At 54.4% G+C, this 22,179-nt stretch carries 23 protein-coding genes and 1 pseudogene; 13 read left to right on the top strand and 11 right to left on the bottom strand.

The annotated features are described in order from the left end of the window. Positions 1-11: 11 nt before the first annotated feature. The 4 genes from AC0TNG_RS16110 to AC0TNG_RS16125 are packed head-to-tail and all read left to right on the top strand — an operon-like array spanning position 12 to position 4,716. Positions 12-2,540, top strand: coding sequence for a fimbria/pilus outer membrane usher protein (locus tag AC0TNG_RS16110; RefSeq protein WP_473712935.1), 2,529 nt, complete (start codon positions 12-14; stop codon positions 2,538-2,540). An 11-nt stretch (positions 2,541-2,551) separates the two neighbouring features. After that, positions 2,552-3,499: a fimbrial protein gene (locus AC0TNG_RS16115; RefSeq protein WP_048991562.1), complete on the top strand. Its 948-nt coding sequence runs from the start codon at positions 2,552-2,554 to the stop codon at positions 3,497-3,499. Between the two features lie 5 nt (positions 3,500-3,504). Then, positions 3,505-4,023: a fimbrial protein gene (locus AC0TNG_RS16120; protein ID WP_473702398.1), complete on the top strand. Its 519-nt coding sequence runs from the start codon at positions 3,505-3,507 to the stop codon at positions 4,021-4,023. 51 nt (positions 4,024-4,074) lie between these two features. Beyond that, positions 4,075-4,716, top strand: a complete 642-nt coding sequence (locus AC0TNG_RS16125; protein ID WP_473712936.1) for a helix-turn-helix transcriptional regulator — start codon at positions 4,075-4,077, stop codon at positions 4,714-4,716. 66 nt (positions 4,717-4,782) lie between these two features. On the opposite strand, the gene fdhF is transcribed toward AC0TNG_RS16125, so the two are convergent. The 4 genes from fdhF to ycgZ all read right to left on the bottom strand — a co-directional run bounded on the left by fdhF (position 4,783) and on the right by ycgZ (position 7,996). After that, the gene (gene fdhF, locus AC0TNG_RS16130; RefSeq protein ID WP_463726838.1) at positions 4,783-6,933 is read right to left on the bottom strand and encodes a formate dehydrogenase subunit alpha; all 2,151 of its coding nucleotides are present in this window, start codon (positions 6,931-6,933) and stop codon (positions 4,783-4,785) included. A gap of 190 nt (positions 6,934-7,123) precedes the next feature. After that, entirely contained in the window at positions 7,124-7,402 is a 279-nt protein-coding gene (locus tag AC0TNG_RS16135; RefSeq protein WP_023617825.1) for a biofilm development regulator YmgB/AriR family protein, read from the bottom strand. Between the two features lie 29 nt (positions 7,403-7,431). Then, a complete protein-coding gene (locus tag AC0TNG_RS16140; RefSeq protein ID WP_024909398.1) occupies positions 7,432-7,752 on the bottom strand; it encodes a hypothetical protein in 321 nt (106 codons plus the stop codon). Positions 7,753-7,756: 4 nt separating this feature from the next. Beyond that, the gene (gene ycgZ, locus AC0TNG_RS16145) at positions 7,757-7,996 is read right to left on the bottom strand and encodes a regulatory protein YcgZ (protein WP_024909397.1); all 240 of its coding nucleotides are present in this window, start codon (positions 7,994-7,996) and stop codon (positions 7,757-7,759) included. 338 nt (positions 7,997-8,334) lie between these two features. Between ycgZ and AC0TNG_RS16150 the strand changes: the two genes are divergently transcribed. After that, positions 8,335-9,558, top strand: a complete 1,224-nt coding sequence (locus tag AC0TNG_RS16150; RefSeq protein WP_024909396.1) for a diguanylate phosphodiesterase — start codon at positions 8,335-8,337, stop codon at positions 9,556-9,558. A 185-nt stretch (positions 9,559-9,743) separates the two neighbouring features. Continuing rightward, positions 9,744-10,472, top strand: a complete 729-nt coding sequence (locus AC0TNG_RS16155) for a MerR family transcriptional regulator (RefSeq protein WP_024909395.1) — start codon at positions 9,744-9,746, stop codon at positions 10,470-10,472. Positions 10,473-10,655: 183 nt separating this feature from the next. On the opposite strand, the gene AC0TNG_RS16160 is transcribed toward AC0TNG_RS16155, so the two are convergent. The 3 genes and pseudogenes from AC0TNG_RS16160 to AC0TNG_RS16170 form a co-directional block, all read right to left on the bottom strand. Next, positions 10,656-11,147, bottom strand: a complete 492-nt coding sequence (locus AC0TNG_RS16160) for an Hcp family type VI secretion system effector (protein ID WP_417927258.1) — start codon at positions 11,145-11,147, stop codon at positions 10,656-10,658. A 12-nt stretch (positions 11,148-11,159) separates the two neighbouring features. Next, positions 11,160-11,417, bottom strand: coding sequence for a hypothetical protein (locus AC0TNG_RS16165; protein WP_075201550.1), 258 nt, complete (start codon positions 11,415-11,417; stop codon positions 11,160-11,162). Then, positions 11,389-11,508: pseudogene (locus tag AC0TNG_RS16170) on the bottom strand (DUF2778 domain-containing protein); the annotation flags it as partial. The gene AC0TNG_RS16165 and the pseudogene AC0TNG_RS16170, both read right to left, overlap by 29 nt. A 488-nt stretch (positions 11,509-11,996) precedes the next feature. On the opposite strand from AC0TNG_RS16170, the gene sufA reads away from it, so the two are divergent. The 7 genes from sufA (at position 11,997) to ldtE (ending at position 18,625) form a co-directional block, all read left to right on the top strand. Further along, positions 11,997-12,365 carry a Fe-S cluster assembly scaffold SufA gene (sufA, locus tag AC0TNG_RS16175; protein WP_008500631.1) on the top strand — a complete coding sequence of 123 codons (369 nt, stop codon included), beginning with the start codon at positions 11,997-11,999 and terminating at the stop codon, positions 12,363-12,365. 8 nt (positions 12,366-12,373) lie between these two features. After that, a complete protein-coding gene (gene sufB / locus AC0TNG_RS16180; protein ID WP_024909392.1) occupies positions 12,374-13,864 on the top strand; it encodes a Fe-S cluster assembly protein SufB in 1,491 nt (496 codons plus the stop codon). Between the two features lie 9 nt (positions 13,865-13,873). Next, positions 13,874-14,620 (top strand): Fe-S cluster assembly ATPase SufC, encoded by a 747-nt coding sequence (gene sufC / locus AC0TNG_RS16185; RefSeq protein ID WP_014831592.1) that lies wholly within the window; start codon positions 13,874-13,876, stop codon positions 14,618-14,620. Next, complete coding sequence (gene sufD, locus AC0TNG_RS16190) at positions 14,595-15,866, top strand: Fe-S cluster assembly protein SufD (protein WP_157189005.1); 1,272 nt, start codon at positions 14,595-14,597, stop codon at positions 15,864-15,866. The genes sufC and sufD overlap by 26 nt, the downstream gene beginning before the upstream one ends. Next, positions 15,863-17,083, top strand: a complete 1,221-nt coding sequence (gene sufS / locus AC0TNG_RS16195; RefSeq protein WP_290094801.1) for a cysteine desulfurase SufS — start codon at positions 15,863-15,865, stop codon at positions 17,081-17,083. The genes sufD and sufS overlap by 4 nt, the downstream gene beginning before the upstream one ends. Before the next feature lie 14 nt (positions 17,084-17,097). Then, positions 17,098-17,514 (top strand): cysteine desulfuration protein SufE, encoded by a 417-nt coding sequence (sufE, locus tag AC0TNG_RS16200; protein WP_148769565.1) that lies wholly within the window; start codon positions 17,098-17,100, stop codon positions 17,512-17,514. Between the two features lie 97 nt (positions 17,515-17,611). Next, a complete protein-coding gene (gene ldtE, locus AC0TNG_RS16205) occupies positions 17,612-18,625 on the top strand; it encodes a L,D-transpeptidase LdtE (protein ID WP_090417262.1) in 1,014 nt (337 codons plus the stop codon). Positions 18,626-18,685: 60 nt separating this feature from the next. Here the strand turns inward: ldtE and lpp are convergent, their stop codons facing one another. From lpp to AC0TNG_RS16225, 4 genes are all read right to left on the bottom strand, one after another. After that, positions 18,686-18,922: a murein lipoprotein Lpp gene (gene lpp, locus AC0TNG_RS16210; RefSeq protein ID WP_001082307.1), complete on the bottom strand. Its 237-nt coding sequence runs from the start codon at positions 18,920-18,922 to the stop codon at positions 18,686-18,688. Between the two features lie 309 nt (positions 18,923-19,231). Next, positions 19,232-20,653 carry a pyruvate kinase PykF gene (gene pykF, locus AC0TNG_RS16215; protein ID WP_023335415.1) on the bottom strand — a complete coding sequence of 474 codons (1,422 nt, stop codon included), beginning with the start codon at positions 20,651-20,653 and terminating at the stop codon, positions 19,232-19,234. A gap of 7 nt (positions 20,654-20,660) precedes the next feature. Further along, positions 20,661-20,855: a protein YnhH gene (gene ynhH / locus AC0TNG_RS16220; protein ID WP_443112201.1), complete on the bottom strand. Its 195-nt coding sequence runs from the start codon at positions 20,853-20,855 to the stop codon at positions 20,661-20,663. 175 nt (positions 20,856-21,030) lie between these two features. Further along, complete coding sequence (locus tag AC0TNG_RS16225; RefSeq protein WP_024909385.1) at positions 21,031-22,176, bottom strand: trans-sulfuration enzyme family protein; 1,146 nt, start codon at positions 22,174-22,176, stop codon at positions 21,031-21,033. Between the last annotated feature and the right edge of the window lie 3 nt (positions 22,177-22,179).

The following is a 22,179-nucleotide window of genomic DNA, read 5'->3' on the forward strand; positions in this document are numbered from 1 at the left end:
GGTTAATGATGATGGCAACGAAAACTAAAAAAATGCAGCCTGCGCGTCTGGCGATCTGTATCGCCTTTGCGCTGGTAAATGCAATGCAGACTGTTTATGCCCGTGATTCGTTCAACGCCGAACTGGTTGAACTGGACAACCCGGGCACGGGTAAAGCTGATTTATCTGCTTTTGAATCAGGTTCGCAGGCACCAGGGAAATACCACGTTGACATCATCCTTGACGACCAACTCATCGAGACCAGCGATATTGATTTTACCGCAGTAAAAAGTGGGGAAGAGGGCGATAGCCTTAAGCCTTGTCTGAGTATTGAACAGCTCAACAGATGGGGCGTCAAAACCGCGCTTTTTCCCGACTTAGCCAGTAAGGACGCGTCCTGTGTCAACCTTCAGGCTATTCCTCACGCCAGCACGGATTTTCAGTTTGCCGCGCAGCGACTGATCGTCAGCATTCCTCAGGCCGCCATTGATATGCCGGCACGCGGGTATGTCTCGCCAGCGCTATGGGATGAAGGGATCGCCGCCGCCATGTTGAATTACAGCCTGAGTGGCGCAAACAGCCGGGCAAAACAAAACGGCAGTAAAAACAGCAACAGTCAATATGCCAACCTGCGCCCGGGTCTCAACGTTGGACCGTGGCGACTGCGAAATTATACCACCTGGTCGCGGGATGAAACCGGTCAGGACAAATGGGATACCGTCTACACCTATGCGCAGCGGGCCATTATTCCGCTCAAAGCGCAGCTCACCCTGGGGGATAGCTCCGCGCCAGCCGACGTGTTCGACAGTATGCCGTTTCGCGGCGGACAGCTGGCTTCGGATGATGACATGCTCCCGGATTCGCTGAAAGGCTATGCACCCGTGGTGCGGGGGATCGCGCGCACCAATGCCCAGGTGGTGGTGCGGCAGAACGGCTATCAGATTTATCAGACCTACGTGGCGCCAGGCGCTTTTGAGATTACCGATATGTACCCCACGGGCGGCGCCGGGGATCTGGACGTCACCGTTAAAGAGGCTGATGGCAGTGAGCAACATTTCACCCTCCCGTACGCGTCATTACCGGTTTTACAGCGCGAAGGACGGCTCAAGTATGCAGTGACCGGAGGGCAATACCGTTCTTATAACGGCAGCGTCGATAAGACACCTTTCGGGCAAATCACCGGGATCTATGGTCTGCCGTATGGGCTAACGCTGTATGGCGGGCTGCAGGAGTCGAGTAAATATCAGTCGATCGCCACCGGGCTTGGAAAAAACATGGGTGATTTCGGCGCCATTTCTGCGGACATAACCCAGGCCTGGTCCACCCCGCAGGGCGGTGAGAAATCCAACGGCCAGTCCTGGCGTGCGCGATACAGCAAAAACATTGTGGGGACCGGAACCCATTTCTCGATTGCGGGTTACCGCTACTCGACCAGCGGTTACTACGGCATGCAGGAGATCCTTGATTCGTACGGTGACAGCTCCGCGCTTCAGGACCGACGCCGCAACCGGGCCGAACTCACGATGAGCCAGACGCTGGGCGGTAATCTTGGCTCGCTGACGCTGAGCGCGGCCCGTGAAGACTACTGGAATTCGGGTAAAACGATGGCGTCATACAGCCTGGGCTACAACAACTACTGGCACAACATCAGTTACGGACTCACCTGGACCTACAGTAAAAATGGCAGTGCGGGTTCATATGATAACAATAAACGGTATGACAAAGATCAGCTGCTGGCCTTTAACGTCAGTATCCCGCTGGAGAAGTTTTTACCGCAGACCTGGGCTAACTATGGCGTGAGCGCCAGCAAGAATAACGGCACCACCCACAACATCGGCCTGAACGGCGTAGCGCTGGAAAACCACGCCCTGAACTGGAACGTGCAGCAAGGCTTTGGGTCGGACGGCGTCGGCTACACGGGCAATCTGAACGGTGATTATAAGGGAACCTACGGCGAAGCGACGGCGGGCTACAGCTACGATAAAAACAGCGAGCGCCTTAACTACGGCCTGCAAGGGGGCATTCTTGCTCACAGAGAGGGGATCACGCTTTCGCAACCCCTGGGCGAGACCAATGTTTTGATTAGCGCGCCGGGCGCACACGGTGTCGATATCCGCAATCAGGCGGGCGTTAAAACGGATTACCGCGGATATACGGTGGTCAGCAATCTCTCCGTATACCGTAAAAATGACATCACCCTTGCCCCGGAAAGTCTGCCGGATGATGTTGAGCTGGATATTAATACCCGGACGGTGACGCCGACGCGTGGCGCGATCGTTTTGGCCGACTATAAGGCGAAGGTGGGGCGGCGGGTGTTATTTAATTTACTGCATAACGGCCAGTTTGTTCCCTTTGGCGCGATGGCAAGCCTGAAGGGCGCCGACGGCAGCAGCGTTATTGTTGGCGATAAAGGCCAGGCTTATCTCACCGGCCTGGATACTCAGGGAACCGTCTTCGTCACGTGGGGAGCGGAAAGCGAACGGCAATGCCGCGCACTTTACGTGCTTTCCCCGCAGCCGTCGGCGGGGGGAATTACCGAAATTAACGTCAATTGTCTTTAGGGTTTTTTAACATGCGCTTAATTAACATCATATTCCTGCTGTGTATCGCAGCAGGCTGGAACAGTGCTCATGCAGGAACCTGCACGACGATTACGCCGCAGGAATCAACTTTGTCCATCGGCACAATTACGGTTCAACGTGACGTGGCAGTTGGAACCGTATTATTTTCGCGAAACGCGACAATAACCGGTTCCTATTTAACGGGGTGTGCCAATCCATTAATGCTGGGTTTTAGCATGCGGTATTTGAATGCGACACCGAGTGCTTACGGTAATCATGTTTATGACACGAATGTAAACGGTATAGGCGTGCGTTTTTCGTCGGGTAATTATTTTGAAAACCCGGCCAATACCTTTTCCTATAATGCTCAGGCAAGTTATGTCGAATGGTGGGGCGGTAAAATAGAACTTATCGTTACCGGACCGGTCTCGTCGGGGTCGCTGACGCCGGGCGTGCTGGGGGTAGTGATGCTGCAGGGCAGTGACGGCGTTTACCGTGATGGCCTGACGACCACCCTGCTGGGCGGAACCATTAATGTACTGGCCTGCAATATTACAACACCGCAACTGACATTTCCGATAGGCGATATTTCTGCCGCGCTTTTTGGCTCAACGATAGGCACCACACCGGCTGGCGCTCAAAATACGCAAAATCTCGGGCTTAACTGCGATGCGGGGGCTAACGTCAACGTATCACTCAGCGGCATTCAGAATCCTGACGTTGCAACACCCAGCGTGCTCGCGCTTACGGGGCAGGGTAATACCGGTACGGCGAAAGGGGTTGGCGTTCAGTTGCTCTATAACGGTACACCGCTCACCCTCAATGCGCGTTTGCCGCTGAAGCTTGCGGCAGGGGGGCAGGAAGCGTTCCCATTAACGGCGCGTTATTACCAGACGCAAACAACGGTAGAACCCGGTACCGCAAATGCGTCAGCAACCTTAAATTTGACCTACCAGTAAAGGGGATGACGATGCATATAATGCGCACGGCAGCGTTCATCGCGGCAGTAATAAGCGGCAATGTTATTGCAGCGGATAGCGTTAACGTCAGCGTCGCCGGCAATATTATCGCCTCTCCCTGCGTATTCAATGGGGGCAATACCAGTCTGGATATTAACCTCGGCAATATTCAGGCATCCAATATGGCCACGCCGGGGGCGACATCCGATCCTGTGTTTTTTAGCCTGCCGTTTACCCAGTGTCCGGCAGGCACGCGCAGCGTTACGGTCTCCTTTACCGGCAACCCCGATCCCGTCTCGGGGGCGAGTTACTACATGAACAGCGGTTCGGCCACGAACGTCGCGATTGCGATGAGCGAGGGCGCAACCGGTGCGTTAAAGGGCACAGGGACAAGCATTACGCAGACTATTGCGTCAGACAGAACCGCGACGATGGTCATGCAGGCATCAGTCAAATCTGTCACCGGCGGTGCGACGCCGGGGAGCATCAGTGCCGTCGTGGTCATGACGATGCAATACAACTGATCGGCACGCGCGTTGGTTGTCCTTATTGATATGCAGATGTTGGTAATTGATATGTTGAATATCCTGATTAAAGAACCGGATTCTTTTTTTAAAAATGGCCTGCAATATTTTCTTGTGGATTTTTTCCTGCATAATTTCAGGCATCACATTCATTTTGACACTGAGCTTACTTATGACAGCGTCAGTGCCGCGGATATTATTATTCTCGCTCTATGCCCCGGGGAAACGCTGACCAGTGTTCCTGAATTGAAAGCGCGAAAAAAAGGGATTGTGATTGGGCTGGTGGACGATGAGCGGCGTTTTTCCGCTTTTACATCCTGTTTTCAGGATATCATTTTTATCTCCCGCCGCGCCCCGCTTGGTCAGGTTAGCGAGATGCTTTTTATTGCATGGTACCGGACGCAACTGCCGGGATATCGCTGGCAGCATAACGGCTGTTTCGAGTGCCAGCATAAAATACTTTCGCCGCAGCAGATCCGCGTCACGGTGAATTTTTACAGAGGATTCTCGGTAGGGCAGATTGCTGATGTACTCAGGACGAGTGATAAAACGATATTTACGCATAAGTATTTGCTGATGCAAAAATTCGATCTGCGCAGTGATTATGAGCTTATGGCGCTCATTCACAGGATGGTCGAAAAAAATGCCTACCCGAACAAATTGCGTGACCATCTGATCGGTTTCGACGGATGAGCGGAAGAGACGGTGGGACTGTAGTCGTTTAGTTGCCGGGTGGCAGTGACGCCACCCGACATTTCTTCAGACATTCACCGCACTAATCAGCCGCGACTTCATGGACTGATACGCCGACGCTGCAAAATCCTCCGCCCAGCGCTGGTCCTCAATCGCCTCCAGCTGTACCGCGCAGTACTTCGTTTCCGGCGTTTTGGAGATGGGATCGAGATTATCCTGGGTCAGCTCGTTGCAGGCGCCAATCCACCACTGATAGGTCATATAAACCGCGCCCTTGTTGATACGCTCGCTGATGCTGGCGCGGGTAATCACTTTGCCGCGACGTGAACGTACCCAGACCAGTTGACCCTCCTTGATGCCCAGTTTTTCCGCATCGGCAGGGTGCATTTGCACCCGGCCCGGCTCGTCGGCCAGGCTCTGCAGCGCAGCGCAGTTCCCGGTCATCGAGCGGCAGGAGTAGTGTCCCACCTCGCGTACCGTACACAGCACCAGCGGGAAATCTTCATCCGGGGTTTCCGCCGGCGCGCGCCACGGTGCGGCAAAGAGCTGTCCTTTACCGGTTGGGGTATCGAACTGATTGTCTTTGTACAGGTAAGGCGTGCCCGGATGATCCAGCGTCGGGCACGGCCACTGCACGTGGCCCATCTCGCCCATTTTTTCATACGTCACGCCGAAGAAGAGCGGGCACAGCTCGCGCATCTCATCCCAGATCTGCTGGTCGGAGTCATAATGCATCGGGTAGCCCATCTCGGTGGCGAGCAGGCTGATGATCTCCCAGTCGCGCTTCACGTTGCCGCTGGCCTCAATGGCTTTGCCGAAACGCTGGAACCCGCGATCGGCACAGGTAAAGACGCCGCCGTGTTCACCCCAGGAAGTGGCAGGGAGCAGAACGTCCGCCACTTCTGCCGTTTTGGTCATAAAGATGTCCTGAACCACAACAAAGTCGAGCGCCTCAAAACCGCTGCGAACGAGACCGAGATCGGCCTCGGTCTGAAGCGGATCTTCCCCCATGATGTAGTAGGCCTTGACCTTGCCTTCCAGCGCCAGATGAGGCACCTCGGTAATGCGCGTCCCGACGCGATCGTCCATTTTATTGACGTCAATCCCCCAGGCGTCGGCGAACTTCTGCCTGACCGCCGGATCGGTCACATCCTGATAGCCGGGGAACATATTCGGCAGTACGCCCATGTCGCAGGCACCCTGGACGTTATTTTGACCGCGTACCGGCCCGACGCCGACGGCGGGTCGGCCAAGGTTCCCGGTCAGCAGCGCCAGGCTGGAAAGCCCTCTGACCACATCCACAGCCTGACCAAACTGGGTCACGCCCATACCCCACATCACGGTGGCGGAAGGGGCCGCCGCGAAGGTGCGCATCGCCTGGCGAACGTCGCGGGCAGGAATGCCGGTAAGATGCTCAACCTTCTCCGGCGCATAGTCTTTCACCGTCTGGCGGTAGGCCTCAAGCCCCTCCGTAAAGCGCGCCACGTAGCTTTTGTCGTACAACTCCTCTTCCAGCAGCACGTAGCCGAAGGCGTTCACCAGCGCCATGTTGCTGCCGTTTTTCACCTGCAGATGCTGGTCGGCGATGCGCGCCGTTTCGATGCGCCGCGGATCGCAGACGATAATTTTCGCGCCGTTTTCACGCGCTTTCAGCACGCGCCGGGCGACGATAGGGTGGGAGTCCGCGCAGTTATAGCCAAACACCAGCAGACATTTTGAGTTTTCAATATCGTTGATGGAGTTGCTCATGGCGCCGTTGCCGAGCGTTTCCTGTAAACCGGCCACGGAAGGACCATGACAGACGCGCGCGCAGCAGTCCACGTTGTTGGTGTTCAGCACCGCGCGGGCAAATTTTTGCATCACATAGTTTGTTTCATTGCCGGTTCCGCGGGAGGAGCCGGTGGTCATGATCGACCGCGGCCCGTGCTGCGCTTTAATGCTGCTGAGCCTGTGGGCGGTGTAGCGGATTGCCTCTTCCCAGGTAACGGGGGTGAAAGCCTCGCCTTTGTGGTAGCGGATCATCGGCTGAGTGAGGCGCGGGGTGAGCAGACGGGTATCGTTAAGGAAGTCCCAGCCGTAAAAGCCTTTCAGACATAGGGTGCCCTGGTTTGTGACGCCCTCTGCCGCTTCGGCACGGATGATACGGTTATTTTCAACGACAAGGTTTAATTTACAGCCTGCACCGCAGTAGGGGCAGACGCTGGCGATCTTTTTCATCAATAACAGACCTGTTAAGAAATGAAGCAAAGTTGACTGGAAAACCCAGTCCCGTAAACGGTGTTAAGCAGGAACCGTGCCAGGTTGGCTTTGCTGGTTTTACAGGGTGTTAAGCGGGAAAGACGCGTGTCATCGTCAGGCCGATCGTCAGTTTTGACGATGACACGTTAGGGGCGTAGCGAGCAGGAGCTTAGAGATCGTCCATCGTGTAACCCACCACGATTTCCAGCGTCTTACGAATCACATCCGCCTGAACCACGTCGTTAGTGGCTTCCAGCGTCTGAATGAGCCAGAGGATGATCGCTTTATTGGACAGATGACCTTCGGAGGCCAGAACACAGCGTACTGCAGTAGAAAAAACAGCGGACTCTTCAGCAAAACGATCGCCTGCGTGACGGAAATATTCCGACAGCGCACTGTCTAAAAAAGCAGAATGGTATTCGGGTTGAAGCTGAATATTTTGTCTCATTTGTTCTCACCGTAGCTGTTAAATTGCAGTCAATGTATTTTTTTGGGGTCGGACGGTTTTCCACTTCCAAATAACGGCACTACATTGTCTCGGTTATCGTTGAGAGGTCCCTCTCTGTTCGTTCGTCCTTGCGCGGTTCTGCGACGTGTAAAGGCGATGCTGTTTGAGCCGATCTCGGCAATCACCACCGCAAGTGTCTCCCGCCGCTGGGGATCCTTTTCATGCTCTTTCATTACCCGCAGACGCTGCAGCAATCCTTCGGTTGTCACTGGCCCCCGCTCTTTCAGAAGAGAAAGAACGGCTTCACCGATAAGCGTGTCGATCAGTCGGTCTGCGTCACTGCTATTCATCACGTTACCGTTCGAAGAGCAGACCAAGCAGCATGTGGTAATGCTCTTCCTCTTCCGGGCCATCGGCCTTTTCGAGGCGGCTGAGCAGTTTGGTACAGAGCGATTTGCGATTTAGGTTTCGCCCGTCGCTGAGAATTTCTACAACCACCTGGCCCAGCGTCTCCTGCTGGGTAGGGAGCGCGGCTTTTTCGAAGTACTGTGCGATTGCTGCTGCGGAATCTGTGGCGTAACCTTTCTGCTGCATGTTTCGCTCCTGTAAAATTTTGTAATCACTAACGTTACAATTAAGGTATACACAATTCCTAAATCTGTACATATAAAATGTACAGATTTTTAATGTTTTTATGATATATTTTATAAATTACTTTATTTTCATTGTGTTACTGGCTTGTCATGAATCGGTAATGTGACAGGATATATTGTACAAAAAGGTCGGGCGCTGGTAAGTTATACAATCGAGAAGAACGGTCCCATCAACTGCCGTAAATGATTGAGATGTAAATTATTTGTCAGGCAATTAATGTGCTATAAGTAAAAATTACCCACGTCTACTGTGGCCAAAACCCTAACCCCAGGAAAAGCATGCTCACAACCATCATTTACCGCAGTCATATCTGCGAGGACGTTCCGGTGAAAGCGCTGGAATCAATGGTCGCTGCTGCAAATCGTAAAAATCGGCAATCCAATGTCACGGGGATCTTGCTGTTTAACGGCACACACTTTTTTCAATTGCTTGAAGGGCCGGTGGAGCAGGTTTCTGCTATCTATGAGCAGATCTGCAACGACCCGCGCCACCATAACGTGGTCGAGTTAATGCGCGATCACGGCCCTGTCCGGCGTTTTGGCAACGTGGGCATGGAGCTTTTTGACTTACGCCACTTCGACAGGGACGAGGTGCTGCAACAGGTGCTCAATAAGGGGACGACACGCTACCAGTTGACCTATAACGACCGCCCGCTGCAGTTTTTCCGCACCTTTGTTGAGGCCACGGAAAAAGCGAACTATTTTGAACTGCCGCCTGCGGATTCCTGGGAATTCGTTCGCGAAGAAACGCGCCTGTCCGCGCAGCCTGAGGTGGTCGCGAAAGGGGCGGATTGCAGCTTTGCGTTCCAGCCGATAGTCGACCCGTTTATGCAGCAGGTCGTCTCCTGGGAGGCGCTTCTGCGCACTCCTGACGGTGACTCGCCGGGGGCATATTTCGCCAGCCGCCCGCATGACGAAGTGTACACGTCAGATTTGCAAAGCAAGCAGGTGGCACTTTCTATGGCCAGCGCGCTGGGGCTACAGGACCAGACGTTATCCCTGAACCTGCTGCCCATGACGCTGGTCAACATTCCCAACGCCGTGGATTTCCTGCTCACCGCGATTGAGGCAAATGGGTTTGTACCCGAACAAATCGTGGTGGAGTTTACCGAGAGCGAAGCTATATCTCGTTTCGATGAATTCACGGATTCGGTCAGGCAGCTAAAAAGCGCGGGTATCAGCGTGACGATTGATCACTTTGGTGCCGGTTTTGCCGGGCTGCAGCTGCTGGCCCAGTTCCAGCCGGACAGAATTAAGATTAATCGCGATCTGGTCGCGAACGTGCATAAAAGTGGCCCTCGTCAGGCCATTATTCAGGCGATTATCAAATGCTGTTCCTCGCTTGAGATCCAGTTCTGCGCGGTGGGGGTAGAGAGGGCGGAAGAGTGGATGTGGCTGGAGTCCGCGGGGATTTCCCAGTTCCAGGGACATCTTTTTGCCAGCCCAAGACACGGGGGTATTCCCGCGATTGCGTGGCCGGAGAAAAAGTTCGACTTCGGATAAAGCTGTACACAATCCGGCAGACTTAACTGTACGAACGGCAAATTTTATACAACAATGTATTAACAGGTGGATGGAAAAGAAGCCCGTTCACCCGTTCAAAATGCGGTCTTAGTTATACAAATGATGTGTACAATCTGATAAGGTTGGTGCAGTTAGGTATGGAAGTTCTGAGCGTGAGGGAGTTAATGGCCTATTACAGTATCGGCGAAGTGGCCGAACGATGCGGTATCAACCCCGTTACGCTGCGTGCCTGGCAGCGCCGCTATGGATTATTGAAGCCGCAGCGCAGCGAAGGGGGTCATCGTCAGTTTGACGATGAAGATATCCTGCGCATTGAAGAGATCAAACGCCTGATGAAAAGCGGCGTTTCGGTCGGAAAAGTTAAAGCCTTGCTGGAAAACAAGGAAGTGCCGACGCAGGGCAACTGGGCCTCATTCCAGGAAGAGATGATGACCGTTCTGCGCTACGCCAGTCCTGCAAAGCTGCGGGCCAAAATAGGTGAATTCCGCCGCGATCACGCGATGGATGCGCTGATTGACAATATTATCTCTCCGGTCCGTCAGCGTATGAACCAGGATCAAAATACCGTGCGTCATATGGCGAGCCTGTTTGACGGCGTACTGATCGAGTTTGCGATTGCAAGCCTGGCGGAGTCCCGCAAAAAAGCCGGCAAAGACGCGCTCCTGATTGGCTGGGAATGTGATGACCGCACCCACCTGTGGCTGGAAGCCGCGCGCCTGTCGCAAAAGGGCTGGCACATTGACGTGCTGGCAGAGCCCATTGACTCGCCGCGTCCTGAACTCTTCCCGGGGCAAAAAATCTTTGTCTGGACGGGGAAATCCCCAACGCCTCGCCAGCAGGAACAGCTTGACCACTGGCGTGAGCAGGGGTTTGCTGTCTCATTTCATCACTGAGTGTAAGAGGCCTTAAGGGCCTTTTTTGTCTTTGTCACTTTCCTTGCAAAAAGCTATCTTAAGAATAGGCATTATTCCTGCGGATGAGATTTACCCGGTTAATTTTAAACGGCATCTGCTTTTTTCTGGGGGCTTTGCTGTCGGCAACTTGTTCAACAGGGGACGGTGCCCCCTTATTAATACTCAGCGAGTATGGCGCTCATTCCATGCATCTGAAAATTGAATATTACCGTCAAGAATTCTCCAGGTGATTTTTTCATATTGAATGCTGACACTTTCTATGTGATTCATTTTATCGTTCCCCGCCAGCTTAATATTCGGGACGCTACAGTGGACTCCAGTTAATTTCACATTCTGCATAAGAACGGTGTAGTAGCAAACCTCCTGACCTGCATCATTGATGTGATAAAACCTTATTTCTGCGCTTTTCAGCGTCTGCCCAGTTGCTGCAGCCTTGTAAAGATATGGCGTAGAGCTATCAACTTCTTTCTCGATCATCATGGATGTGTGCTGGCGGGTGCCGGTGATTTTGCCGTTTGCGCTGTCAACGGGTAAATTTATACCGTGGCTCAGACCGATAATTTCAATACTACCTTCACGATCTTGTACATCAACAGATCCTTTGATATCTGCACCGCCATCGTCTTTAAGCCACATATAGGGAGGTATAGGCATTTTATTGTCTCCTTAATTTTTGATTAACTTCATTGTTAAAATATAGAGAGGGGTAGCGATAATTAGCATTGTAAGCCAGTCAATAAGTGAATAGGCATCATACATTGATTCTGCATTTTCATTTCCGGCGATAATGATTGCTGTTGTTCTGGCTACATCATAGTTAATATATAACTCCGGGCCTGGTAGCATATGACCAAGAGCGAGTAATAAAATGAGAAAGTAAATAATTTTACTTGCCCTACGAGCAAGGTTTTTTAATGTAGCCACCCGCTACTACCTCCACCCATCCTCGCGCCATGAGTGACTGCATGCATGGAACCTGAATAAGCGATGTACTCATTAGCGCGTTATGAATCATCATCCCCTGTAACGCCATATGCCACCTTACTTCCTTTGCAAGAGTGTGGTTAATGCTACAGTGATTAATAATGTGTTCCAGAGTGTGCGTATGATTTTCAGAAAAAGACTCGCATCAACAGGTTGTCTACTGCTGAGGAGCGCTTGCTGGCCGGGCACCTGAAGCCCTGGCCTTCTTTTAGTGCGCCAAATCGCATCTGTTAGACTGAGTTCACGACAATCAAAGAGGCTATCTCAAAAATAGGCATTTCCGATGCATATTTTACTTTTCTCCTCTCCGTCAAAAATGCCACAACGAAATGCATTATTAATCAATGCATTGAACAATTAAATCCATCCTGCCTGCATCCTGCCACAGGGTCTATGCTTAATAAAAGTAGGCAAAAAGGGCGGTTTAACCGAATGCCCCTGCTGACAGAGGGTTGAAGTGATAATCGTTATCACTAACATGGTGTTATGCCCTGATGGCTTATCAGATGAGGTGGACCTATGGAACTGCATTCAGAAACCTTTAATCCAGCCGATTTTGCCTGGCGCGGGTTAACGCTCACGCCAGCGGCGGCGGCACATATTCACGAGCTGGTGGCGAAAAAGCCCGAGATCCTCGGCGTGCGTTTGGGTGTCAAACAGACCGGCTGCGCGGGTTTTGGCTACGTGCTCGATACCGTCACCGAACCCGAGAAAGATGACCTGGTATTCGAGACCGACGGCGCGAAACTGTACGTCGCGCTGCAGGCCATGCCGTTTATCGACGGCACCGAAGTGGACTACGTCCGCGAAGGCTTAAACCAGTTATTCAAATTTCATAACCCGAAAGCCCAGAACGAATGCGGCTGCGGCGAAAGCTTTGGGGTATAGGCGGAACTATGTCTCGTAATACTGAAGCAACGAGTGAAGTAAATACCTGGAGCGGTGGGCACCTCAACTATAAAGAGGGGTTCTTCACCCAGCTGCAGACCGATGAGCTGGCAAAAGGCATCAATGAAGATGTCGTGCGTGCGATCTCGGCGAAACGTAATGAGCCGGAGTGGATGCTGGAGTTTCGCCTGAGCGCCTTCCGTGCCTGGCTGGAGATGGAAGAGCCGCACTGGCTGAAAGCACATTATGACAAGCTGAACTATCAGGATTACAGCTACTACTCTGCGCCCTCCTGCGGCAGCTGTGACGACACCTGCGCCTCGCAGCCCGGCGCGGTGCAGCAAACCGGCGCGGAGAACAGCTTCCTCAGCAAAGAGGTGGAAGAAGCCTTTAATCAGCTGGGCGTGCCTGTGCGCGAAGGGAAAGAGGTGGCGGTGGACGCCATTTTCGACTCCGTCTCGGTGGCAACCACCTACCGCGAGAAGCTGGCAGAGCAGGGGATCATTTTCTGCTCCTTCGGCGAAGCGATTCACGATCATCCGGAGCTGGTGAAAAAGTACATCGGGACCGTAGTGCCTTCAAACGATAACTTCTTTGCAGCGCTTAACGCGGCGGTGGCCTCGGACGGCACCTTTATCTACGTGCCGAAAGGTGTGCGCTGTCCGATGGAGCTTTCCACCTATTTCCGCATCAATGCCGAAAAAACCGGCCAGTTCGAACGCACGATTCTGGTTGCAGATGAAGGCAGCTACGTCAGCTATATAGAAGGGTGCTCCGCCCCGGTCCGCGACAGCTATCAGCTGCACGCGGCGGTGGTGGAGGTCATCATCCACAAAGATGCCGAGGTGAAATACTCCACGGTGCAAAACTGGTTCCCGGGCGACGGCAATACCGGCGGTATTCTGAACTTCGTCACCAAGCGCGCGCTCTGTGAAGGCGAAAACAGCAAGATGTCGTGGACCCAGTCCGAAACCGGCTCGGCCATCACCTGGAAATACCCGAGCTGCATTCTGCGCGGGGATAACTCCATCGGCGAGTTTTACTCGGTGGCGCTCACCAGCGGCCATCAGCAGGCGGATACCGGCACCAAGATGATCCACATTGGTAAAAACACCAAATCGACCATTATCTCGAAAGGCATCTCCGCCGGTCACAGCCAGAACAGCTATCGCGGGCTGGTGAAAATCATGCCGACGGCCACCAATGCGCGAAACTTCACCCAGTGTGACTCGATGCTGATTGGCGCAGATTGCGGGGCGCATACCTTCCCGTACGTCGAATGCCGTAATAACACGGCCCAGCTTGAACACGAGGCGACCACGTCGCGGATAGGGGAAGATCAGCTCTTCTACTGCCTGCAGCGCGGGATCAGCGAAGAAGACGCCATCTCGATGATCGTTAACGGCTTCTGTAAGGATGTGTTCTCTGAACTGCCGCTGGAATTTGCCGTTGAAGCCCAGAAACTCCTCGCCATTAGTCTTGAACACAGCGTCGGTTAAGGAAAGCACATGTTAAGCATTAAAGATTTACAGGTCAGCGTAGAAGACAAAGCCATCCTGCGTGGCCTCAATTTTGACGTCAAGCCGGGGGAGGTCCACGCCATCATGGGGCCGAACGGTTCCGGGAAAAGTACGCTTTCTGCAACGCTGGCGGGGCGCGAAGATTATGAGGTGACCCACGGCTCGGTCGAGTTTAACGGCAAAGATCTGCTGGAGATGTCGCCGGAAGATCGTGCGGGAGAGGGCATCTTTATGGCCTTCCAGTACCCGGTCGAAATTCCGGGCGTCAGCAACCAGTTCTTCCTGCAGACGGCGCTGAATGCGGTGCGTAAGTATCGCGGGCTGGAGGCGCTGGACCGCTTCGACTTCCAGGATCTGATGGAAGAGAAGATTAAGCTGCTGAAAATGCCGGAAGATCTGCTGACCCGCTCGGTGAACGTTGGTTTTTCCGGCGGTGAGAAAAAGCGTAACGATATTCTGCAGATGGCGGTTCTGGAACCCGAGCTGTGCATTCTGGATGAGACCGACTCCGGTCTGGACATCGACGCCCTGAAGATTGTCGCTGACGGGGTGAACTCCCTGCGCGACGGCAAGCGTTCGTTCATTATTGTCACCCACTACCAGCGCATTCTGGACTACATCAAGCCGGATTACGTCCACGTGCTTTACCAGGGGCGTATTGTGAAATCCGGTGATTTCACGCTGGTTAAACAACTGGAGGAGCAGGGTTATGGCTGGCTTACCGAACAGCAGTAATGCGCTCCAGCAGTGGCACCGGCTGTTTGAGGTCCAGGGGGGCACGCGCTCCGAGCAGGCGCAGCAGCATCTTCAGCAAATGCTGCGTCTCGGGTTGCCGACGCGTAAGCATGAGAACTGGAAATACACCCCGCTTGATGGCCTGCTGAACGCCGAGTTTGTGACCCGCCAGGCGGATCTCACCCCGGCACAGCGCGACGCGCTGGCCTTGCGTGTCGATGCCCTGCGCCTGGTGTTCGTCGACGGTCAGTTCCGTCCGGAACTGAGCGACACGGTTCAGGAGAGCGGCTTTGAGATTGAGATAAACGACGATCGCCAGCGCCTGAGCGCCCCGGTTCAGCCTGAGGTCTTCCTGCACCTGACCGAGAGTCTGGCCCGCAGCGTGACGCACATCCGCGTGAAGCGTAACCAGCGTCCAGCAAAACCGCTGCTGCTGATGCACATCACTCAGGGGCTGAACGGCGATGAAATCAATACCGCGCACTATCGCCACCATCTGGAGCTGGCGGAGGGGGCGGAGGCCACGGTCATCGAACATTACGTCAGCCTCAATGAGACGCGTCACTTTACCGGATCGCGTCTGACGATGAATGTTGCCGCGAATGCGCAGCTTCATCATGTCAAGCTGGCGTTTGAGAATGCGCAGAGCCACCACTTTGCCCATAACGACATTGTCCTGGGTCAGGATGCCGCGGCGTACAGCCACAGCTTCCTGCTCGGCGGGGCGGTGCTGCGCCACAATACCAGCACGCAGCTTAACGGTGAAAACACCACGCTGCGCATCAACAGCCTGGCGATGCCGGTTAAATCGGAAGTGTGCGACACGCGCACCTGGCTGGAGCACAACAAAGGCTACTGCAACAGCCGCCAGCTGCACAAAACCATCGTCAGTGATAAAGGCCGCGCGGTGTTTAACGGACTGATTAACGTGGCGCAGCACGCCATTAAAACCGACGGGCAGATGACCAACAATAATCTGCTGTTAGGCCGCCTGGCGGAAGTGGACACTAAACCACAGCTGGAGATCTACGCCGATGACGTGAAATGCAGCCACGGTGCGACGGTCGGGCGAATCGACGACGAGCAGATGTTCTACCTGCGCTCGCGCGGCATCGACCAGCAGGCGGCGCAGAAAATGATTATCTACGCGTTTGCCGCCGAACTGACGGAAGCGCTGCACGATGGTCAGTTAAAACTGCAGGTGCTGGATCGGATCGGTCAGCGCCTGCCTGGAGGCGAAGCATGAGTTTTCCCGTCGAGAAAGTACGGGCAGATTTCCCGGTTTTGACCCGTGAAGTAAACGGTCTGCCGCTGGCCTATCTGGACAGCGCGGCCAGCGCGCAGAAGCCGAATCAGGTGGTGGATGCGGAAGCCGAGTTTTATCGCCACGGCTATGCCGCCGTGCATCGCGGTATTCATACCCTGAGCGCCGAGGCGACCCAGCGGATGGAAAACGTGCGTACGCAGCTGGCCGCCTTCCTTAACGCCCGCTCGCCGGAAGAACTGGTCTTCGTGCGCGGAACCACCGAAGGGATTAACCTTGTCGCTAACAGCTGGGGCAACGCTCAGGTTCACGCGGGGGATAACATCATCATCACCCAGATGGAGCACCACGCCAATATCGTGCCGTGGCAGATGCTCTGCGAGCGCGTGGGTGCGCAGCTGCGGGTAATCCCGTTGAATGCCGACGGGACGCTGCAGCTCGAGCAGCTAGACGCATTGCTTGACGATAAAACGCGGCTGGTGGCGGTCACCCAGGTCTCCAACGTGCTGGGGACGGAAAACCCGGTGGCGGAGATCGTCGAAAAGGCCCACCATGCGGGCGCGAAGGTGCTGATTGACGGTGCCCAGGCGGTGATGCATCACGCGGTTGACGTCCAGGCGCTGGACTGCGATTTCTACGTCTTTTCAGGCCACAAGCTCTACGGGCCGACCGGGATTGGCGTGCTGTATGTGAAAGAAGATATCCTGCAGGCGATGCCGCCGTGGGAAGGGGGCGGGTCGATGATCGCCACCGTCAGCCTGACGGAAGGCACCACCTATGCGCGCGCGCCGTGGCGTTTTGAGGCGGGCACGCCCAATACCGGTGGGATTATCGGTTTAGGAGCGGCGATTTCTTATGTCTCCTCAATCGGCCTTGATAGCATTCAGGAGTACGAACAGCTGCTGATGCACTATGCGCTTGCGGAGCTTGCCAGCGTGCCGGATCTGACCCTCTACGGGCCTGCCGACCGGCAAGGGGTGATCGCGTTCAATCTCGGGAAACATCACGCCTATGACGTGGGCAGTTTCCTCGATAACTACGGCGTGGCGGTCCGTACCGGGCACCACTGCGCCATGCCGCTAATGGCGTTTTACCAGGTACCGGCAATGTGCCGCGCGTCGCTGGTGATGTACAACACAACGGAAGAGGTCGACAGGCTGGTGGCGGGGCTTAAGCGCATTCATCAGTTGCTGGGCTAACGGAGAGGCGAAAGATGGCAGAACTGCCGGACAAAGATAAACTGCTGCGTAACTTCTCGCGTTGCGCAAACTGGGAAGAGAAGTATCTCTATATCATTGAGCTGGGACAGCGCTTGCCGCCGCTCAGCGAAGAGGCGCATACCCCGGAGAACACTATTCAGGGCTGTCAGAGCCAGGTGTGGATTGTGATGGCGCAGTCGGATGACGGCACTGTCGAACTGCACGGCGACAGCGATGCGGCCATTGTAAAAGGGCTTATTGCGGTCGTCTTTATTCTTTATCACCGGATGTCGGCGCAGGATATTGTCGCGTTTGATGTCCGCCCGTGGTTTGAAAAAATGGCTCTGACCCAACACCTCACCCCGTCTCGTTCCCAGGGACTGGAAGCGATGATTCGCGCCATCCGCGCCAAAGCTGCAATCCTTAGCTAGACTTACAGAACAGCATTCATTCTGTTTCGCGAGGTGGTTCCCGCCTCGCTGGTTTTTCAGCTTTCTGGCGTTCTGTCAGTGAATAAGGAATCTCAGCATGAAGCGCGCGTCTCTAATAACTCTATTACTCCTCAGTTCGCTCGGCGCCCTTAATTCGGCCCGCGCGATGGACTATCCGTTGCCGCCCGCAGGCAGTCGTCTGATTGGGCAAAATCAAACCTACACGATACAGGAAGGGGATAATAAGCTGCAGACCATCGCTCGTCGGTTTAATACGGCGGCACAGGTGATCCTGGAAACGAACAATACCATTGCGCCGGTTAACCCTGCGCCGGGAACCGTGATTACCATCCCTTCGCAGATGCTGCTGCCGGACACGCCGCGCGAGGGCATTGTGGTCAACCTCGCTGAGCTTCGGCTCTACTACTTCCCGCCGGGAGAAAACATCGTTCAGGTCTTCCCGCTCGGCATCGGACAGCTGGGGCTGGAAACGCCGGTCACGACCACGCGCGTGAGCCAGAAAATCCCGAATCCCACTTGGACACCTACGCCGGGCATCAGAGCACGCTCTCTGGAGCAGGGAATTAAATTACCTCCGGTGGTACCTGCCGGGCCCAATAACCCCCTGGGACGCTTCGCACTGCGTTTAGGCGTGGGCAATGGGGAATATCTCATCCACGGCACCAGCGCACCGGACAGCGTCGGCCTGCGGGTCAGCTCCGGCTGTATGCGGATGAATGCCCCGGACATCAAAGCCCTGTTCGAACAGGTGCGGGTGGGCACGCGGGTACAGATCATCAATGAACCTGTTAAGTTCTCTGTGGAGCCGGATGGTAAACGCTATATTGAAGTCCACCGCCCACTGGCGCAGGCTGAGGGAGAAAACCCGCAGGTCTCGCCCATTACCCATTCCGCAGACTTTGCGACCTTTGTTTCTCAGGCGGGAAGCGATAAGGCGCTGATTGATAAAGCCCTGTCACGTCGCGCCGGGATCCCGGTTATCGTGTCGTCAGGCAGCGGCCCGTCAGCCAGCAATAGCGTGTTGTCGGTGCAGAACAGTCGGATGTCCGCAGCGGTAGCGGAAGATGAAGGGGAGAAGGTGACGCAGTAGTGGTTTGACGCAGGCAAAAAAAATGGCGCACAATGTGCGCCATTTTATTAACAGGTACTATTACTTACGGTATTTAGTAGCCTGGTTGTCCAGACGCTGGTTAGCGCGAGCTGCGTCGTCTTTAGCAGCCTGAACGTCGGAACGCATTGCGTTCACGTCGTTGCTCAGCTGGTCAACTTTAGCGTTCAGAGTCTGAACGTCAGAAGACAGCTGATCGATTTTAGCGTTGCTGGAGCAACCAGCCAGCAGAGTAGAACCCAGGATTACCGCGCCCAGTACCAGTTTAGTACGATTCATTATTAATACCCTCTAGATTGAGTTAATCTCCATGTAGCGTTACAAGTATTACACAAAGTTTTTTGGGTTGAGAATATTTTTTTGATGGGAATACACCTATTTTTGATCGTTCGCTCAAAGAAGCATCGAATCAGCCCTTTTCAGGCAAAAATCTAAGTAAAAAAAGGCATTTATCATCGGATTCATCTTAGATAATTCGCAATTAAATAGAAAAACCCGATTTGCAATTTGAATGACTTTGGCTAATGCGAGGAATAAAAAAAGCGCCCGGCGGGCGCTTTTTATCAAAATTAATTCGTTCGGGAATTATTACAGCACGTGAACAGATGCAGTATTGGTGGTTCCGCTTGGTACCAGCGCACCAGAAACCATGACCACAACGTCACCTTTCTGTGCCAGACCACGATCCACCAGCTCCAGCGCCACTTCTTTACCCAGACGGTAGAAATCATCCGTAGACGCGATCTCTTTCACCAGGTGAGGGATCACGCCTTTGCTCAGCACCAGCTGACGGGCAGTGGTTTCGTTAGTGGTCAGCGCCAGGATAGTCGCATCCGGGAAGTATTTACGCACCGCGCGAGCAGATTTACCGCCCTGGGTGGCAACCACGATCAGTGGTGCTTCCAGTTTCTCAGCCGTCTCTACAGCACCGCGGCATACTGCTTCGGTGATGCGCAGCTTGCGGCTGTCGTTGTTGTAGTCCAGACGGCTTTTCATAACGCGGTCGGTACGTTCGCAGATGGTGGCCATGATGGACACCGCTTCCAGCGGATATTTACCTTTCGCGGATTCGCCGGACAGCATAACGGCATCAGTACCGTCGAGGATGGCGTTTGCCACGTCGCCTGCTTCAGCGCGGGTTGGGCGTGGGTTTTTGATCATGGAGTCCAGCATCTGCGTTGCGGTGATAACCACTTTACGCGCGCGCACGCATTTCTCGATCATCATCTTCTGCGCGAAGATCACTTCTTCGACCGGGATTTCTACGCCCAGGTCGCCACGTGCAACCATGATGCCGTCAGACGCTTCGAGGATTTCGTCGAAGTTGTTCAGGCCTTCCTGGTTTTCAATTTTGGAGATGATCTGGATCTTCTCGCCGCCGTGGGCTTTCAGGTGCTCACGAATTTCAACCACGTCGGAGCGCTTACGGATGAAGGAGGCAGCAACGAAGTCAACGCCTTGCTCGCAACCGAAGATCAGGTCCTGTTTGTCTTTTTCAGCCAGGGCTGGCAGTGCGATGGAAACGCCCGGCAGGTTAACGCCTTTGTTTTCGCCCAGGTCGCCGTTGTTCAGCACTTTACAGATGACCTTGTTACCTTCGATCGCGGTGACTTCCATACCGATCAGACCATCGTCTACCAGCACGGTGTTACCGACGGACAGATCGCTGGTGAAGCCTTCGTAGGTCACTGCAACGATTTCGCTGTTGCCGACAACGGATTTGTCGGTGGTGAAGGTGAAAGTCTGGCCCGCTTTCAGAGAGACGTCGTTACCGCCTTCCAGTTTGATGGTACGGATTTCTGGACCTTTGGTATCCAGCAGGATCGCGGCTTTTTTACCGGTCTTGCTCATTACGTTGCGCAAGTTCTGGATACGTTGACCGTGTTCTGCGTAATCGCCGTGGGAGAAGTTCAGACGCATCACGTTCATGCCGGCGTCCAGCATTTTGGTCAGCATCTCTTCAGATTCGGTTTTCGGGCCGATAGTACAAACAATTTTCGTCTTTTTCATGACAGTCTTAGTCTTTAAGTTGGGAAGGATATGGAAATCTCGCTCCGGGGGCGCACTGCCGCGGAGTCAAACCTGTGTTGCAAAAGAGTATATGACACGCACTAAGGATAGGAGACATCAAATGAGCGTGCAGAAGAAAGTGTGCCTGAGTGACAGCCCAACGAAGGAGTGGAGAAGTTGTACGTTGTTTTTTGTATTCCAAGCGCTGAAACCATTCACCAGGGATTTGGCGCGCATTATACGCTGATTTTAAGATAAAAGGAAAATGGAAACGGTGTTTCAGAAATAATCTGTGCTGTTTCTCATAATATTGTTATCAAGGCGTTAAGCCATGATGACAACTTGTGGCGGCAGGTGATGGACCTGCCGCCATTTGCTTATTTCTGCAGCGCCTGGCTGAGGTCGGCAATCAGGTCTTTGGGATCTTCAATCCCGACTGACAGACGGATCAGCTGCGGCACAATGCCGTTTGCCAGACGTTGCTCCAGCGGAATCGAGGCGTGCGTCATGCTGTAAGGTTGGCTCACCAGACTTTCCACGCCGCCCAGGCTCTCCGCGAGGGTAAACAGCTTCAGGTTGCGAATCACCTCGGTGGCGCGTTGCGCATCGCCTTTGACCACGACAGAAATCATCCCGCCGGGCAGGGCCATCTGCGTACGGGCAAGCTGATATTGCGGATGTGATTCCAGGCCGGGATAGAACACCTTTTCGACCAGAGGATGCTGATCGAGCCATTGCGCAATCGCCAGCGCGTTGGTGCTGTGCTTTTCGACCCTCAACGCAAGCGTGCGGATACCGCGCAGCGTCAGGAAGCTGCTGAACGGATCCAGTACGCCGCCCACCGCGTTTTGCAGATAGCCCAGCTTATCCGCCAGTTCCTTGTTGTCCCCGACAATCGCCAGCCCGGCCACCACGTCAGAATGGCCGTTCAGGTATTTGGTGGCGGAGTGCACCACAATGTCGAAACCCGACTCCAGCGGACGATGGATCACCGGCGACGCGAAGGTGTTATCCGCCACGCTGATGACGTTATGACGACGGGCGATTGCCGCGATGGCCGCCAGATCCGCCAGCTTCAGCAGCGGGTTGGTTGGCGTCTCGACCCACACCATGCGGGTGTCCGGGCGAATGGCGGCCTCAAGCCCGGCTAAGTCGTCCGGTTTAACCCAGCTGACCTGCAGGCCGGTGCTGCGCTTGCGCACGTTCTCGATCAGACGGTATGTGCCGCCGTATACATCATCAATAGCGACGATGTGGCTGTCTTTATCCAGCAGTTCGAGCACCGTGGAGATGGCCGCCAGACCGGAGGCAAAGGCGTAGCCGCGCGTGCCGCCTTCCAGTTCGGCAATCGCCGTTTCCAGCGCATGGCGGGTAGGGTTGCCGCTGCGGGAGTACTCATATCCGGTATGCTCCCCGGGCGCGGGTTGCGCAAACGTCGAGGTGGCGTAAATCGGCGGCATGACGGCGCCGTGCTGGTCGTTGAATTCGCCGCTGTGTACGCTGAGGGTGGCCAGATTTTTCATCAT

The organism is Enterobacter sp. PL_is514 (assembly GCF_055816715.1).

What these genes read in the sequence shown, in the direction of transcription:
- AC0TNG_RS16110 (WP_473712935.1), top strand. Translation starts at nt 12, where the DNA reads ATGGCAACGAAAACTAAAAAAATGCAGCCTGCGCGTCTGGCGATCTGT.
- AC0TNG_RS16115 (WP_048991562.1), top strand. Translation starts at nt 2,552, where the DNA reads ATGCGCTTAATTAACATCATATTCCTGCTGTGTATCGCAGCAGGCTGG.
- AC0TNG_RS16120 (WP_473702398.1), top strand. Translation starts at nt 3,505, where the DNA reads ATGACGATGCATATAATGCGCACGGCAGCGTTCATCGCGGCAGTAATA.
- AC0TNG_RS16125 (WP_473712936.1), top strand. Translation starts at nt 4,075, where the DNA reads ATGTTGAATATCCTGATTAAAGAACCGGATTCTTTTTTTAAAAATGGC.
- fdhF (WP_463726838.1), bottom strand. Translation starts at nt 6,933, where the DNA reads ATGAAAAAGATCGCCAGCGTCTGCCCCTACTGCGGTGCAGGCTGTAAA.
- AC0TNG_RS16135 (WP_023617825.1), bottom strand. Translation starts at nt 7,402, where the DNA reads ATGAGACAAAATATTCAGCTTCAACCCGAATACCATTCTGCTTTTTTA.
- AC0TNG_RS16140 (WP_024909398.1), bottom strand. Translation starts at nt 7,752, where the DNA reads ATGAATAGCAGTGACGCAGACCGACTGATCGACACGCTTATCGGTGAA.
- ycgZ (WP_024909397.1), bottom strand. Translation starts at nt 7,996, where the DNA reads ATGCAGCAGAAAGGTTACGCCACAGATTCCGCAGCAGCAATCGCACAG.
- AC0TNG_RS16150 (WP_024909396.1), top strand. Translation starts at nt 8,335, where the DNA reads ATGCTCACAACCATCATTTACCGCAGTCATATCTGCGAGGACGTTCCG.
- AC0TNG_RS16155 (WP_024909395.1), top strand. Translation starts at nt 9,744, where the DNA reads ATGGCCTATTACAGTATCGGCGAAGTGGCCGAACGATGCGGTATCAAC.
- AC0TNG_RS16160 (WP_417927258.1), bottom strand. Translation starts at nt 11,147, where the DNA reads ATGCCTATACCTCCCTATATGTGGCTTAAAGACGATGGCGGTGCAGAT.
- sufA (WP_008500631.1), top strand. Translation starts at nt 11,997, where the DNA reads ATGGAACTGCATTCAGAAACCTTTAATCCAGCCGATTTTGCCTGGCGC.
- sufB (WP_024909392.1), top strand. Translation starts at nt 12,374, where the DNA reads ATGTCTCGTAATACTGAAGCAACGAGTGAAGTAAATACCTGGAGCGGT.
- sufC (WP_014831592.1), top strand. Translation starts at nt 13,874, where the DNA reads ATGTTAAGCATTAAAGATTTACAGGTCAGCGTAGAAGACAAAGCCATC.
- sufD (WP_157189005.1), top strand. Translation starts at nt 14,595, where the DNA reads ATGGCTGGCTTACCGAACAGCAGTAATGCGCTCCAGCAGTGGCACCGG.
- sufS (WP_290094801.1), top strand. Translation starts at nt 15,863, where the DNA reads ATGAGTTTTCCCGTCGAGAAAGTACGGGCAGATTTCCCGGTTTTGACC.
- sufE (WP_148769565.1), top strand. Translation starts at nt 17,098, where the DNA reads ATGGCAGAACTGCCGGACAAAGATAAACTGCTGCGTAACTTCTCGCGT.
- ldtE (WP_090417262.1), top strand. Translation starts at nt 17,612, where the DNA reads ATGAAGCGCGCGTCTCTAATAACTCTATTACTCCTCAGTTCGCTCGGC.
- lpp (WP_001082307.1), bottom strand. Translation starts at nt 18,922, where the DNA reads ATGAATCGTACTAAACTGGTACTGGGCGCGGTAATCCTGGGTTCTACT.
- pykF (WP_023335415.1), bottom strand. Translation starts at nt 20,653, where the DNA reads ATGAAAAAGACGAAAATTGTTTGTACTATCGGCCCGAAAACCGAATCT.
- AC0TNG_RS16225 (WP_024909385.1), bottom strand. Translation starts at nt 22,176, where the DNA reads ATGAAAAATCTGGCCACCCTCAGCGTACACAGCGGCGAATTCAACGAC.